The organism is Micromonospora sp. NPDC093243, assembly GCF_044753725.1.
Taxonomy (GTDB): domain Bacteria; phylum Actinomycetota; class Actinomycetes; order Mycobacteriales; family Micromonosporaceae; genus Micromonospora.
Map to the genome: position 1 here is coordinate 678,926 of NZ_JBIVNT010000004.1, position 14,701 is coordinate 693,626.

General features: G+C 73.7%; 11 protein-coding genes. 3 read left to right on the forward strand and 8 right to left on the reverse strand.

The features are described 5' to 3' along the window. Positions 1–20: 20 nt before the first annotated feature. From ACIP9D_RS16940 to ACIP9D_RS16970, 7 genes are all read right to left on the reverse strand, one after another. Complete coding sequence (locus tag ACIP9D_RS16940) at positions 21–1,640, reverse strand: serine/threonine-protein kinase (protein WP_350875576.1); 1,620 nt, start codon at positions 1,638–1,640, stop codon at positions 21–23. A gap of 71 nt (positions 1,641–1,711) precedes the next feature. Next, the gene (locus ACIP9D_RS16945; RefSeq protein WP_350875578.1) at positions 1,712–3,268 is read right to left on the reverse strand and encodes a fused MFS/spermidine synthase; all 1,557 of its coding nucleotides are present in this window, start codon (positions 3,266–3,268) and stop codon (positions 1,712–1,714) included. 36 nt (positions 3,269–3,304) lie between these two features. Then, entirely contained in the window at positions 3,305–4,321 is a 1,017-nt protein-coding gene (locus tag ACIP9D_RS16950; protein WP_400450184.1) for a coiled-coil domain-containing protein, read from the reverse strand. A gap of 193 nt (positions 4,322–4,514) precedes the next feature. Continuing rightward, positions 4,515–5,324, reverse strand: coding sequence for an inositol monophosphatase (locus ACIP9D_RS16955; protein WP_350875580.1), 810 nt, complete (start codon positions 5,322–5,324; stop codon positions 4,515–4,517). After that, positions 5,317–5,769: a response regulator gene (locus tag ACIP9D_RS16960; RefSeq protein WP_350875582.1), complete on the reverse strand. Its 453-nt coding sequence runs from the start codon at positions 5,767–5,769 to the stop codon at positions 5,317–5,319. Before ACIP9D_RS16960 ends, ACIP9D_RS16955 begins: the two co-directional genes overlap by 8 nt. Continuing rightward, entirely contained in the window at positions 5,766–7,532 is a 1,767-nt protein-coding gene (locus ACIP9D_RS16965) for an ATP-binding protein (RefSeq protein ID WP_350875584.1), read from the reverse strand. The genes ACIP9D_RS16960 and ACIP9D_RS16965 overlap by 4 nt, the downstream gene beginning before the upstream one ends. Next, complete coding sequence (locus tag ACIP9D_RS16970) at positions 7,529–8,725, reverse strand: fused response regulator/phosphatase (RefSeq protein ID WP_350875586.1); 1,197 nt, start codon at positions 8,723–8,725, stop codon at positions 7,529–7,531. Before ACIP9D_RS16970 ends, ACIP9D_RS16965 begins: the two co-directional genes overlap by 4 nt. Before the next feature lie 306 nt (positions 8,726–9,031). Between ACIP9D_RS16970 and ACIP9D_RS16975 the strand changes: the two genes are divergently transcribed. Both ACIP9D_RS16975 and ACIP9D_RS16980 read left to right on the forward strand, forming a co-directional pair. After that, a complete protein-coding gene (locus ACIP9D_RS16975) occupies positions 9,032–11,452 on the forward strand; it encodes a M28 family peptidase (protein ID WP_400450186.1) in 2,421 nt (806 codons plus the stop codon). Between the two features lie 112 nt (positions 11,453–11,564). Then, positions 11,565–12,506 (forward strand): threonine/serine dehydratase, encoded by a 942-nt coding sequence (locus ACIP9D_RS16980; protein ID WP_350875588.1) that lies wholly within the window; start codon positions 11,565–11,567, stop codon positions 12,504–12,506. A gap of 6 nt (positions 12,507–12,512) precedes the next feature. On the opposite strand, the gene ACIP9D_RS16985 is transcribed toward ACIP9D_RS16980, so the two are convergent. Continuing rightward, on the reverse strand, positions 12,513–13,127 hold the full coding sequence (locus tag ACIP9D_RS16985; protein WP_350875591.1) for a TetR/AcrR family transcriptional regulator: 615 nt from the start codon (positions 13,125–13,127) through the stop codon (positions 12,513–12,515). 117 nt (positions 13,128–13,244) lie between these two features. On the opposite strand from ACIP9D_RS16985, the gene ACIP9D_RS16990 reads away from it, so the two are divergent. Continuing rightward, complete coding sequence (locus tag ACIP9D_RS16990) at positions 13,245–14,132, forward strand: alpha/beta fold hydrolase (protein WP_350875593.1); 888 nt, start codon at positions 13,245–13,247, stop codon at positions 14,130–14,132. Positions 14,133–14,701 lie beyond the last annotated feature (569 nt).

The window sequence follows — 14,701 nt, forward strand, 5'->3', positions numbered from 1 at the left end:
GAAGGAGCGAGCGGGCCGACCTACTTACCGCCCTTGCCCGGCCCACCGCCGGGCCCCTTGCCCTTGCCGGGCTTCTCGGGCTTCTCGGGCTTCGCCTTGGTGCCACCGGCAGCACCCCGGGTCGAGGTGGCCGCCTTCGCCGGCGCCTTGGTCGGCACGGCCTTGGTGGCCGGTTTCGGTGCCGTCCCGGCCACCCCGGAGACCTGCACCCCGCAGCTCCGGTCACCCAGGCTGAACTGCACCGGCAACGGGTTCCCGCCGGTGTAGCGGCCGGTCAGGGTGAGCTTCTCGGCGGCGCCGGGCGCCAGCGCGATCCGCTCGGCCGGCGGCCGGACGACGACCGTGCGGCCCTGCTGGCTCGCCGTGGCGGGAGTCGCCCGGGTCACCGTCTGCTTTCCGGGGAAGGTGAAGCTCATCGCCCAGTCGCGCAGCTCCTGGTCGCCGGTGTTGGTGAGGGTCAGCTCGGCGGCGAAGTCCTTGCCGGAGTCGGCGCGCAGCGCGTACGCGACCTGGCAGGGCACCGGCTTCTCCGCCCCCATCCGCGCCTCGGTCGGCTGCTCCGTCCCGCCGCTGGCCGGGCTGCGCCCGGTCACCCCCCACAGTGCGGCGGTGACCGCGATCAGGCCGGCCGCGGCCACCCCGGCCTCCACCCGCCGGCGTCGGGCCACCGACCGCCGGTTGCGCGTACGCGAGAACGGCAGCGCGTCGGTCGCCGCCGACCAGGGCAGGATCGTGGTGCCGGCGTTCGCCAGCGTCACCGGGCCCACCGGCCCGCCGGCCGGCGAGACCGGCACTGCGGCGAGCAGCCCGGCCGCCTCGGCCAGGGTGCCGGCCAGCTCGGCGGTGCCCGGCCGGTCCTCGGGGCGCTTCGCCAGGCAGCGCCGCACCAGGTCGGCCACGTCGTCGGGGAGCCCGGGCACCGCCGGCATCGGCCCCGGGTCGGTGTACATGTGCGCCCGCAGCATCTCGGTGGTGGTGCTGGCCTGCCAGGGCAGCCGCCCGGTGAGCATCCGGTAAAGCAGCAGGCCCACGGCGTACACGTCGGTGGCCGGCGAGACCTGGCCGTTGTCCAGCCGCTCCGGCGCGAGGTAGGCGGGGGTGCCGAGCAGCGTGCCGTCCGCGCCCTTCTCGCTCTCCCCCACCAGAGCCGAGATGCCGAAGTCGACGACCTTGACCCCGGTCGGCGTCAGCATCACGTTGCCCGGGGTGACGTCCCGGTGCACCACGCCACGGGCGTGCGCGGTGGCCAGCGCGGAGGCGACCTCCGCGCCGATGGTCACCGCCTCCCGCCAGGGCAGCTGCGCCTCCCGGCCCAACCGGCTGGTCAGCGGGGCGCCGTCGACCAGCTCCATCACCACGTACGGCACGGTCAGCCCGACCTGCTGGGACTCGCCGTAGTCGTACACGTTGGTGATGTTGGGGTGGCAGAGCCGGGCGGCGGCCTGCGCCTCGATCCGGATCCGGTGCCGGAAGGCCCGGTCGGCGGCCAGCCGCGACGCGAGCACCTTGACCGCGACCTGGCGGCCGAGCACCTCGTCGTAGCCCCGCCACACCACGGACATGCCGCCCGCGCCGAGCTGCTCGATCAGCCGGTACCGCTCACCGAGCAGTTGCGCGCCGTTCCGGTCCCCACCGCCCATGGTCGGAGTTGTTGCCCGGTAGCGACCCGCCTACACCTGGCAGGCCGAATTCGGTTCGCGATGTCACCCGTTCAGGCGGTCGCCAGCAGCTGGTCCACCGGCGCGTAGTCGTCGGTCAGCACCAGCGCCTCGCCCACGAAGTCGGTCAGCTCCGCGCCGGAGATCAGGCTGGCCCGCACGTCCACCTCGACCAACCGGGCGCGGACCGCCTCCAGCGGCAGCGGCGCGTCCGAGGCGACGATCACGAAGTTGGAGCCCTGCTCCCCGGCCAACGCCTCCGGCGGCGCGATCAGCGCCACGTGCCGGAACTCGGTGGCGACCGTGGCCAGCTCGCTGCGGATGAAGCGCAGCGGCGGATAGTCGATGACGTTCTGCACGTAGACACCGCCCGGGCGGGCGACCCGACGGATGTCGGCCGCCATCTCCCGGGTGGCCAGGTGCCAGGGGACCACCAGGTGCCCGAACGCGTCGCCGACCACCAGGTCGCGGCTGTCCGCCGGCTGCCCGGCGACGAGCATCCGGGCGTCGCCGGTCACCGCCCGCAGGTCCGGCCCCTGGCGTACGCCGAGGTCGCGCTCGCCCAACTCGATGAGCCCGCCGTCGATCTCGAAGACCAGGTTGTCGGTGCCCGGCCGGGTGGCGGTCAGGTAACGCGGCACGGTGAACCCGCCACCGCCCAGGTGCAGCGCGTCCAGCCGCTGCCCGGCCGGCGCGACCACGTCGGCCACCGCGCCGAACCACTTGGTGTACGCGTACTCCAGGTGGCGCGGGTCGTCGAGGTCCACGTAGGAGTGCTGCGCCGAGTTGAGCAGCAGCGTCCGCCCGCTCGCCCGGTCGGGATCGGCCTCCACCTTCGCGCAGTGGTATGCGGTCTCGATGTCACACGGGTTCGGCGCGACCGTGGTCAGCCCGGCGCCGACCAGACCGAGCACCGCGAGCGCGGCCTTGGCCCGGGCCGGACCGGGCAGCTCGGTGCGCGACTGCCGGCGCAGGTACCAGCCGACGCCGAGGCCGGTGACCCCGAGCGCCACCGCCAGCGCCAGCAGGATCACCGTGCTGGGCAGCGCGGCGACCAGCACGAAGCCGGTGAGCAGGGTGGCGGTGATGCCGCCGAGGGTGCCGATGCCGGAGAGCCGGCCGACCACCTGGCCGGTGCGGCGCAGGTCGGCGAGCTGGAGCTTCACCACCAGCGGGGTCACCGCGGCGAGCAGCACCGCCGGGACGAAGACGGCCAGCGCGACGAGCAGCAGGATGGCGCTCGCCGCACCGCCCCGCAGCACCTCGCCGGCGTACCGGACCACCGGCAGGGTGATCGCGGTGGCGATGCCGGCCAGCACCAGCGCGGGGGCCAGCAGCGGACGGGGGTCACGCCGGTCGGCCAGCCAGCCACCGGACCAGGCGCCGTAGGCGATCGCGGCCAGCGCGATGCCGATCACCGAACTGGTGACCTGGAGGGTGACTCCGACGTACGGGCCGACCAGGCGCAGGGCGGCCGTCTCCAGCACCAGGACGGCGCCGCTGGCGAAGAAGACCAGGAACGCGGCGAGGCCTCCTGGCAGGGCCCGGACGGGATCGCCCGGTACGGGGGGCGCGGTCGGGGCCGCAACCTCGGACGGTGGGGAGCTCATCGTCGCGATGGTACGCAGCCGACCTGGCTTCGCGCGTCAGTACATCGAGAGATGAACATGGTTCGTGTGGCTCGCCGCCGGGCTGCCACTGCCGCTGTAGGCGCGCCAGCCGGTGCCGGGATGCCAGATCTGCCGGTACCAGATCACGTAGAGCACGCCCAGCCGGTTCGCGTTACGCACGTGCCAGGCGGCGAGGCTGTCGCCGTACTCCTTGTCGCCGCCGGTCGCGTTGCGGTCCTCGAAGCCGTTGGTGGCGGCGGCGAAGTCGCAGGCCCGCCCCTTGGGATGCTCGCCGCCGCCGCCGCTGCGGTGGCAGGAGACGTACCGCTTGTAACCGGCCGCCTTGGTCTGCTGCAGGGCGTTGAGGGTGCGCGGGGTGATGCAGCCGGAGGTGGTCGGGTCGTTCACCGAGCAGGACTCCGACGGCCAGGATCCGTCGGAGTTGCGCGGTGCCGGCTTCGCCGAGGTGGAGCTGCCGCCGCTGAACCCGCCGCTGACGCCCGAGCTGACCTCGGCCAGCGCCGCTTCGGCCTCCTTCTTCTTCTTCGCCATCACGGCGAGCTGCTTCTGCTGCTCACGCACCTCGGCGTCGATGGCGAGCTTGGCCTGCTGCGCCTGCTCGCGCGCCTCGGCGAACGAGCGCAGCCGCCTGCTGTCGCGCTGCGCCATCAGGTCGAGGTTGGCCGCCCGCTCCAGGAAGGCCTCCGGGGAGGCGCTGTTGAGCAGCATCGACGTCGGGGTGAGCCGCCCCACCCGGTAGGACTGGGCGGCCACCTCGCCGACCTGCGCGGTCAGCTCGGTCACCCGCGCCTCGAGAGTGCCCATCTCGGTGACCAGCTGCTTCTGCCGGCGCTTGGAGTTGTCCAGCTTCGCCTTGGCCTCGATGTGCGCCTTGGCGGTGGCCTCCAGGGCGTCCTGCAGCTTCTTGGTGCCGCCCTCGTTCGGCTCCGCGTAAGCGGGCACCGCGCCGCTGCCGAGCAGCAGCGCGACGGCGGCGAGCAGGGCGATCAGCGGGCCGCGGGCGCGACGCCGGCTGGGCATGGTCGTGGGCACGACTGCGTCCTTCCGTCGACCGCCGGCCCCCCGGTTGATCCTGCGCGGCGGCGGTCCCGCCGGCGCCGATCGGCGGCCTGCTGGCGGTGACCGCCGGTCACGATACCGGACCGGCCGCCGCTGATCCGCCCCCCGAACGCCGGTGGCGCGGATCCTCGACACACCGTGTCGGGCCGCTCGCCGAACGCGTCGGTCAGTCGACCAGCAGGGCCTCGCGCGCCTCGTCCCACACCCGCTCGTTCGCCGCGACCAGCAGGCCACGGCCGTCGTCGGCGGGGTGGTACTCGGTGCCGTCGAACCGCCGGGCGACCCCGCCCGCGGCGCGGACCAGCAGCGCGCCCGGCGCGTGGTCCCAGGGCAGGGTGCGCCAGAAGAGCGCGAACTGCTGCTCTCCGGTGAGGATGTCGAGGTACTCGCGGCCGGCGCAGTGCTGACCGGGGAGCAGCTCGCCGATGCGCGAGCCACCGGCGCGCACCCGGTCGCGGGCGGCCGGCGGCAGGAACCGGGTCACCGCCATCCCCCGCAGCGCGCTCGGCGTGGAATCCGTTCCGCTGTTCTGCACCAGCCGCCCGTCGAGGTACGTCCCGAGGCCGAGCCGGGCGGTCGCGAGCGTGTCGGCCAGCGGGTCGAGCACCCAGGCGGCGACCGTCTCGCCCTCGGTCAGGAGCGCGATCATCAGGGCGAAGGGCCGGCGGCCCGCGGCGAAGTTGGACGTCCCGTCGACCGGGTCGACCAGCCAGACCTCCCCGCCGCCACGCAGGTGCCGGAGCAGCCCCTGATCCTCGGCGACCGCCTCCTCGCCGACCACCACCGAACCGGGCCGGAGCCGGCGCAGGCCGGCCGAGATCAGCTCTTCGGCCCGCCGGTCCGCGACGGTGACGATCTCACCGGGCGCCTTCTCGGCGACGTCGGCGGCGTCGAGCTTGCGGAACAGCGGGACGACGACCTGGTCGGCGGTCTCCCGCAGCAGCGTGCCGACGTCGTCGAGGAGGGTGTCAGCCACGCGGCGGCAACTTGACCACGCTGACGAAGAACTCGTCGATCTGCCGGACCACCGAGATGAACCGCTCGAAGTCCACCGGCTTGGTCACGTAGGCGTTGGCGTGCAGCTGGTAGCTGCGCAGGATGTCCTCGTCCGCCTGGGAGGTGGTGAGCACCACGACCGGGATCCGGCGCAGGTCCTCGTCGTTCTTGATCTCCTCCAGCACCTCGCGGCCGTCCCGACGGGGCAGGTTGAGATCCAGCAGGATCAGGTCCGGGGTCACCGCTTCCGTGTACTGGCCCTCGCGGCGCAGGTAGGCCAGCGCCTCGGCGCCGTCGGTGACGACGGTCAGCCGGTTGCGCAGCTTGTGCTCCTCGAACGCCTCCTGGGTCATCAACACGTCGCCCGGATCGTCCTCGACCAGCAGGACCTCGATCGGGCTCTTGCCGTCTGCCGGCGCTGTCATCCCACTGTCTCCCTCATGCCACCCGTTCTACCGCCTTCCGGCGCCGCGTCCGTGCGGTCTGGCCGGTCTGCCCGCTCCGGTTCCTCCTGCCGCGTGCCGCCGGCCGGCGCCGCGGCGTCGGACGGCTGATCGGCGTCCGGCCCGTTCGGCGACGCCGTCGCGCCATCCCCCGTCGAGCCCTCGGCCGTGCCCGGCTCGCCGGCGGACGCCTCGATCTCCGCGGGCAGCGCGGGGAGGGTGAACCGGATCGCCGTCCCCTCCGGGACGTCGGTGTCCACCCAGACGCGGCCACCGTGGTACTCGACGATCTTCTTCGCGATGGCCAGCCCGATCCCGGTGCCCGGGTACGCGTCCTTGGAGTGCAGCCGCTGGAAGATGACGAAGATCTTGTCGGCGAACTCCGGCTCGATGCCGATGCCGTTGTCCTCGCAGCTGATCTCCCACTCGTCGCCGACCAGCCGGGCCGAGACGTGCACCCGCGCTGGCACGTCCGGCCGGCGGAACTTGATCGAGTTGCTGACCAGGTTGGCCAGCAGGTTGGTGAGCAGCGGCTCCTCACCCCGGATGACCGGCAGCTCCGACCAGGTCAGCTCGGCGTCCGCGTACTGCCGCGCCGCCTCGGTCTGGCCGGCCACGTCGCCCATCACCTTGTTCAGGTCGACCTCGGTGAAGCCGGCGGTGAGCCGACCGATCCGGGAGAACGCCAGCAGGTCGTTGATCAGGCGCTGCATCCGCTGGGCGCCGTCCACCGCGAACGCGATGTACTGGTCGGCCCGCTCGTCCAGCTGCCCGGCGTAGCGGCGCTGGAGCAGCTGGCAGAAGCTGGCCACCTTGCGCAGCGGCTCCTGCAGGTCGTGCGAGGCCACGTACGCGAACTGCTCCAGGTCACGGTTGGAACGGGTCAGCTCCTCAGCCTGCTTCTGGAGCTGGCTGTTGACCCACTCGATCCTCTCCCGGGCCTCCCGGACCTCGGCCAGGTCGGCGGCGATCTTCTGCCGCATCGCGTCCACGTCGTCGGCGAGCCGCAGGAACTCGGGTGGGCCGGCGCCGGCGATGCGGTGCTGGAAGTCGCCCTCGGCGACCTCCCGGACCTGCTCGGCGAGCCCGGTCAGCGGGCGTACCACCATCCGGTCCAGCGAGAGCACCAGCAACAGGCCGGCGACCACCACCACCAGCCCGGCGGCGATCAGCAGGACGACCAGCAGGTTGCCGGTCCGGCGGATGTTGTCGGCGTTCTGCTCGCGCGCGCTGAGGATGTCGCCCTGGAGTTCCTCGACGGCTGCGCGCACCCCGTCGAACTGCTGGCGGGACTGTTCGGTGATGAGCGCCTGACCGGCGGTGGTGCCGTTCTGCTCGGTCGTGGTGATCACCGGGACGGCGACCGCCTGTCGCCACTGTTCCGTCTGCTGCTCGACCCGCCCCAGTTCCTCCGCGATCTCCGGGTACCCGGCCAGCAGCTGCCGCATCGAGTCGACCAGATCCTGCTCCTGCTGCACCCCGGCGTCGTACGGACCGAGGTCGGCCCGGTCGCCGCTGACCGCGAAGCCCCGGACCGCGGTCTCCTGGTCCAGCAACGCGTTGAGCAGCTCCTGGGCCTGCACCCGGAGCGGGCCGGTGGTGTTCAGCAGCGCGTCGACGTGGGTGCGGTTGCGCGCGGCGACCGCGGCCTCGGCCGCGGCCAGCCCGACGAGGAGGACGCCGACGACGGCGAGCAGCGTGACCACCCGCTGGCGCAGGCTCCAGCGGGACGTACCGACCTTCACCGGCCACCACCTCGGCTGACCATCAGCATGGCGACGTCGTCGGCGAGCGGGCCGCCGTTGATCTGCTCGGCCCGCCCGACCAGCCAGGCCGGCAGCTCGGGCAGCGGCACCGACCGACTGGCCGGCTCCTCCAGCAGACGGTTGAGGCCGGGCACGTCGAGCCGCTCGTCGCTGTCGCCCACCCGCCCCTCGATCAGTCCGTCGGTGTACATCAACAGGGACCAGTCCTCAGTGTCGAACTTCAGGTCGTAGGCGACCGGCCGGCGGGGCCGGACGCCGAGCAGCCGGCCGCCGGGCGCCGGAACCGGCGCCACCCCGCCGCGGGAGAGCAGCAGCGGCGGCGGGTGCCCGGCAAGGCGTACGGTGGCCCGGTTGGCGTCCAGGTCGAGCCGGGCGGTCGCCACGGTCGCGAAGATCTCCTGGAGCCGGCGCTCGCTCATCAGCACCTGCTCCAGCGCGGGCAGCACCTCGTCGTCGGGGACCCCCGCGAGCACCAGGGCCCGCCAGGCGACCCGCAGCTCGACGCCGAGCGCCGCCTCGTCCACCCCGTGCCCGCAGACGTCGCCGACGATCAGGTCGACCCGGTCGGGCCGGGTCTGCACCACGTCGTAGAAGTCGCCGCCGATCAGCGCGGCGTGCCGGCCCGGCCGGTAGAAGGTGTGCACCGCCACCTGGTCGGTCGACATCAGCGGCTGGGGCAACAGACCCCGCTCCAGGCGCGCCGACTCGGCCTGGCGCAGCTCGACCTCGCGCAGCCGGCGGGCGTTCTCGTCGGCGCGCTTGCGCTCCACCGCGTAGCGCAGCGCCCGAGTCAGCAGGACGCCGTCCACCTGTCCCTTGACCAGGTAGTCCTGGGCGCCTTCGGCCACCGCGACGATGCCGAGGTGCTCGTCGGAGCGCCCGGTCAGCACGCAGACCGCCGCGCCGCTGGACATCTCCAGCACCTGGCGCAGCCCGTCCAGCCCCTGTGCGTCGGGCAGGCCGAGGTCGAGCAGCACGCAGTCGACGCCCATCACCCGCTGGCGGGCCTCGCTGAGACTGGTCGCCACCAGCAGGTCGATCATCGAATTGGTCTCGGCCAGCAGCTCGCCGACGAGGAAGGCGTCGCCCTCGTCGTCCTCCACCAGCAGCACCCGGAGCCGCTCGCCCGGCAGCGCCTGGGGGTGTCCGCCCTGGACAAGCGCCCGCGGCACGACTGAGGGACCGGTCAGGCCGGCCCCCCGGTGCGGCCGGGTCACCGCCGCGAGACGCGGGAGATCGCTGGTGATGTCGGGCTCCTTCCGAGTGCCCTGCTGATCCTGTATTAGACAACGGTCGCACACAACACGACGGGCTCGGCATCGGCGGGGATGGGGCGGATCACTGCCCGCTATGGGGCAAACCGGGCCCTCACGTCGGGCTCCCCGCGCGGGTGTGCGTCCCGGGCATCCCGTCGCGGGGCTGGTGGGGGCAGGATGGGGCCACCCAGGCCCCCACCGCCCCACCCCCGAGGAGTTCCCGTGGGCGCACCCCCCACCCCCGCCGCCGACCGCGCGCCAGCCCGGCCGGGTCCGCGCGTGCCCGCCGCCGATCGGGCGATGGCCCGACCCCGCCGGCGGCTGGCCGCCGCCGCGGCGGCGCTCGTCGCGCTGGTCGCCGTCGGCGCGGGCAGCCTGCTCGACCTGCGCACTCCGGCGCCTCGGCCGACCGGTGCGCCGACCGACGAGTTCAGCGCCGGCCGGGCGTACGAGAACGTCAAGATCATCGCGGACCGGACGCACCCGGCCGGGAGCCCGGCCAACGACCAGGTGCGCGCCCACGTCGAGCAGGTGCTGCGCGGGCTGGGCCTGGAGACGCAGGTGCAGGACACCGTGGCGCCGGAGGCCGGGCAGCTCAGCGGCGCCGCCGGCGGCGCCACCCTGGCCCGGGTCCGCAACGTGGTGGCGCAGCTTCCCGGCACCGATCCGACCGGCCGGGTCTTCCTGGTCGCCCACTACGACTCGGTGCAGACCGGCCCGGGCGGCAACGACGACGCCGCTGGCACCTCCACCATCCTGGAGGTGGCCCGCGCGCTGGCCACCGGCCCGCGACCGCGAAACGACATCGTCTTCGTGCTCACCGACGCCGAGGAGGCCTGCCTCTGCGGCGCGGCCGCGTTCGCGGCCAGCCACCCGCTCGCCGCCGACGGCGGCGTGGTGCTGAACCTGGAGGCGCGGGGCTCCACCGGCCCGGTGATCATGTTCGAGACGTCCCGGAACAACGCGAAGCTGGTCGACGTCTTCGCCCGGGCCGCGCCGCACCCGGTCGGCACCTCGTTCGCCGTGGAGATCTACCGGGCGCTGCCCAACGACACCGACTTCACCGCGTTCCTGGACAAGAACTTCGTCGGCCTGAACTCGGCGTACATCGACGGCGGGGCGATCTACCACACCCCGCTGGACACCCCGGCGGCGATGGACCGGGCCAGCCTCCAGCAGCACGGCGACAACGCGCTCGGCCTGGCCCGCGAGTTCGGCCGCACCGACCTGACCGACCTGCGTGCCGGCGGCGACGCCAGCTACTTCCCGGTGCCCGGCGGGCTGGTCCACTATCCGGGCTGGCTGACCCTTCCGCTGGCGCTGCTGGCGCTGGCCGCCGTGGTCGCCGTCGGCTGGCTGGCCCGCCGCCGCGGGCGCACCACCGGGGGCCGGTTGGCCGCCGGCTTCGGGCTGGCCCTGGTGCCGATCGTGGCCGCCCCGCTCGCCGCACAGCTGCTCTGGGCGGCGGTCACCGCGATCCGGCCCGGCTACGCCGAGCTGCTCGACCCGTACCGGCCGATCTGGTACCGGCTCGCCGTCCTGGCGCTCGCCGCCGCCGTCCTCTTCACCTGGTACGCGCTGACCCGCCGCTGGATCGGTCCGGCCGCGCTGGCCATCGGCGGGCTGGGCTGGCTGGCCGCGCTCGGGGTGCTGCTGGCCGTGGCGGTGCCGGGCGGGGCGTACCTGACCACCCTGCCGGCGCTGGCCGGCGCGCTCGCCGGGCTGATCGCGCTCAGCACCCGCGTCGACGGCCCGTGGCCGGTGGTCGCGGTGACCGTGGCCGGCGCGGTCGGCGTGGTGATCCTCCTCCCCACGGTGGTGCTGCTCTTCCCGGCGCTCGGCATGGCGATGGGCGGGGTCGCGGCCCTGGTCGCGGTGCTGCTGGGGCTGGCCGCGCTGCCGGTGGTGGATCTGCTGCACCCGCAGGCCGGCGGGCAGCGTGGCCTGGTCGCGGCCCGGGCCCGGCGGCTCGGCGCGCTGCCCGCGGTGGCCGCCGTGGTCGCGGCGCTGGTGCTGGCCGGCGTCGGCCTGCGGGTCGACCGGTTCGACGCGGCGCACCCCGCGCCCACCCACCTGATGTACGCCCTGGACGCCGGGACCGGCCAGGCCCGCTGGCTGAGCCACGAGGCCGAGCCGCAGCCGTGGACCGACCGGTACGTGGACGGGGTGCAGTCCGTCGCCGACGACTTCCCCGGTCTGGGCGACGGTGACCTGCGCACCGGGCCGGCGCCGGCGGCGAACCTGCCGGCGCCGAAGCTGGAGGTGCTCGCCGACAGCGGCCCCGGCGCCGAGCGCACCCTGCGGGTGCGGCTCACCCCGCAGCGCCCGGTCCGCCTGGCCACCCTGCACGTGGACGCGGCGACCGCGACCGTGCTGCGCGCCGAGGTTGCCGGCCGGGCCGTGCCGGTCGAGGCGCGGGCCGGCCGGTGGGGCTTCGGGGTGGTCTTCCACGCCCCACCCGCGGAGGGCATCGAGGTGACGCTCACCGTCACGCCGAAGGCGGAGCGGGTCGAGCTGCGCGCGATGGACGCCAGCGACGGGTTGGCCGAACTTCCCGGCTTCCAGCCCCGGCCGGCGGACGTCGGAATCGTCGGGTCGCACAGCTCGGAGATGCTCGCCGTCGCCCGGACCTACCCGGTCTGACGGAAGGCGACGGGTCGACAGGAGTGGCCAGCCGGCCTCGATAGGCTGATTCGTCGGCCGCACCGACGATGGTCGGCTGGCTCTCTGGTCCTGGCGAGGGGCGGTTCTGGCGATGGTGGACAGACGGGACGTCGAGGCGGCCGCCGCGCTGATCGGCGGCCGGGTACGGCAGACTCCCGTGCTCACCCTCGACGGCGGCGAACTGGGTGTGCCCGGGCGGCTCAGCTTCAAGCTGGAACTGCATCAGCACGCGGGCTCGTTCAAGCCGCGCGGCGCGTTCAACCGGATGCTCCAGGGGCCGCTGCCCGCAGCGGGCGTGCTGGCCGCGTCGGGTGGCAACCACGGTCTCGCCGTCGCCTACGCGGCCCGCGCCCTGGGCGTCCCGGCCGAGGTCTTCGTGCCGGTGACCGCGTCCCCGGTCAAGGTGGAGCGACTGGCCGGGTTGGGCGCCACGGTGCAGCAGGTCGGCCAGCACTACGCGGAGGCGCTCGCGGCGAGCACCCGACGGGCCGAGGAGACCGGTGCCCTCGTGGTGCACGCGTACGACCAGCCGGAGGTGGTCGCCGGCCAGGGCACCCTCGGCCGCGAACTGGAGCGGCAGGTCGACGGGATCGACACGGTGCTGGTGGCCGTCGGCGGTGGCGGCCTGGTCTCCGGCATCGCCACCTGGTTCGACGGCGGGGTGCGGGTGGTGGCCGTCGAACCGGAACAGATCCCCACCCTGCACACCGCGTTGAAGGCCGGTCGCCCGGTCGACGTCGAGGTGGGCGGCATCGCCACCGACTCGCTCGGCGCCCGCCGGATCGGCGAGATCGCCTTCGACACCGCCCGGCGGACGGGCGTGCAGTCCGTGCTGGTGCGCGACGAGGATCTGGTGCGCGCCCGCCGGCTGCTCTGGTCGGAGCTACGGGTCGCCGCCGAACTGGGCGGGGCCGCCGCGCTGGCCGCACTGCTCGGCGGGGCGTACGTGCCGGCGGCGGGCGAGCGGGTGGCCCTGATCGTCTGCGGCGGCAACACCGATCCGAGCGACCTGGCGACCGCCCGTCCACACTGACGGCCTTCAGCGTCGTGGGCCGCGATCGAACACCCGGTCGAGGTGATAGGTCAGGATCGCCAGGGCGGCTTCGCCGTCGCGCTGACCGCCGAGCACGCTGGAACCGAGGCCGTTGGTCAGGGCCAACAGGCCGGCGACCACCGTTTCCGCGTCGAGACCCGGGTCCACCTGTCCGTCCTCCTGCGCCGTGCGGAGATGACCGGCGAGGAAGCGTTCCAGCGCGTCCGGATATTTGGTGCCGTGCCGTGCCGCGAGGTCCGGCTCGGCGAGCACCAGCGTGTAGTACGCGGCATAGGTCCTCGTCAGCCGGCGGCTCTCCTCGTCGGTCGGCAGGATCGCGGTGAGGGTGCCGTAGATGACGCTGCGCGGGGTCGGCGGCGTGCCGAGCGCCCGGATGCGGTCCCGGACCCGAGCGGTGAGCTGTTCGCCGAGATAGGCGAGCGCGCCGAGCAGCAGCTCGTCCTTGCTGTGGAAGTAGTACTGCACGAGCCGCAGCGACACGCCGGCCTCAGCCGCCACCTCGCGCATGCTCGCCGCCTGCAGGCCCCGGGTGTTCGCGATGCGCAGCAGCGCCTCGCCGATCTGTCGGCGACGCACGTCGTGGTCCACGCGCTTGGGCACGGCGCTCCATTCGGTTCGGGGGTCGCGGTCGTACGCGGCCTGTCACTCGGCCTGTCACGCCGTCCGGTTTTGATGATACGCTTGTATCACTAAAGCCGACCGGGATCGGGGGCCGCCATGTCGACCGACCGCATCAGCGAGTTCACCAGCGACCGGGCGCGCCGCAGGTTCCTCGCCGCCTACACCCGCACCTTCGGCCGACTGTGGCCGGCTGACCACACCGCTCTCGACCTGCCCACCACCTTCGGCACGGCACGGGTCTACCGGACCGGCCGACCCGACGGGACACCGGTCGTGCTGCTGCCCGGCGCCGGCGGCAGTTCCCTCATGTGGCACCGCTACGTCGCCCGACTCGGCGCGGAACGCCCGGTGCTGGCCGTCGACCCCTGCGGCGAGCCGGGCGGGTCCACCCAGGACCGGCCGATCACCGCCGGAGCCGACCTGTCGCAGTGGCTCGGCGAGGTCCTCGCCGGCCTGGACGTCGACCGCGCGCATCTCGTCGGCTGCTCTTACGGCGGCTGGACGGCCCTGCAGCACGCCATCAACGCGCCGGACCAGGTCGCCAGCGTCACGCTGCTCGACCCGGCCGGGTTCGGCAAGGTCACCGGTCGCTTCCTCGCGTGGGTGATCGTCGGCGGTCTCGCCGGCCTCGCGCCCCGGCCGCTGCGTCGACGAGCGGCCCGCTGGCTGCACAACACCACCCTGCTCGACGACGACCTCATGCGTCTCGCCCTGGTGACCGCGGGCTTCCGCCGCCGGCTGCCCGTCCCACCGACCCTGACCGACGAGGAGCTGCGCGCCGTGGCCGCACCGACCCTCGTCCTGCTCGGCGAGCGCAGCCAGATGTACGACTCGGCGCTGGTCGCCGCCCGGATCCGCAGCCTGGTCCCCGCCGCCCGGGTCGAGATCATCCCCGGCGCGGGTCACGACCTGCCGATGTACCACCCCGAGCTGATCATCGACCGGACGACCGAGTTCCTCGCCCGCGCCGAGACCCCGGCCTGACTACTTCCAGCGGTATTGATCGTGGGCCGAGGCGTAGTCGATCAAACCGGACGAGACGTCCTGCGACCTGGGCCGAGACGCGTCATCGATGGTCATATGTGGTTACCGCTGGTTCACCTCAGACGGCCTGGAGACGGCCTGATCTTGCCCATCGCCAACGCACTGCTTCTCGCCCTGGACGCCACCGTCCCCACCGCGCCCTTCGGCATCGCAAGGACGTCACCTTTACCGGCACCAACTACGCATCGCTCTGGGCCTGCAGATGCTCGGCTACGCCCTCGTGCTGGCCGTAGTTCCGGCCATCAGCCGCACCCTCAGCCGCGCAGATCGATAACCCCGCCAGCTGAAGCACCTACGGCCCAAGGCCACACGGGACTGGCGAACCGGGCGCTCGCTTACGAGTTCTGTGCGGATCGTCCGGCGTCGTCTGTCCGCCTTCGCGACCTCGGGCAACAGTCCGCACCCTCTTGCCGGCGGGCGTCCTCGTCCGGGCCGGTTGCTGTCGCCGTTGCTGTCGCCAGCTGGCTAGTCACCCGATCCGAACTCCACTCCATGATCCGTGGATGCGC

What these genes read in the sequence shown, in the direction of transcription:
- ACIP9D_RS16940 (WP_350875576.1), bottom strand. Translation starts at nt 1,640, where the DNA reads ATGGGCGGTGGGGACCGGAACGGCGCGCAACTGCTCGGTGAGCGGTAC.
- ACIP9D_RS16945 (WP_350875578.1), bottom strand. Translation starts at nt 3,268, where the DNA reads ATGAGCTCCCCACCGTCCGAGGTTGCGGCCCCGACCGCGCCCCCCGTA.
- ACIP9D_RS16960 (WP_350875582.1), bottom strand. Translation starts at nt 5,769, where the DNA reads ATGACAGCGCCGGCAGACGGCAAGAGCCCGATCGAGGTCCTGCTGGTC.
- ACIP9D_RS16980 (WP_350875588.1), top strand. Translation starts at nt 11,565, where the DNA reads ATGGTGGACAGACGGGACGTCGAGGCGGCCGCCGCGCTGATCGGCGGC.
- ACIP9D_RS16990 (WP_350875593.1), top strand. Translation starts at nt 13,245, where the DNA reads ATGTCGACCGACCGCATCAGCGAGTTCACCAGCGACCGGGCGCGCCGC.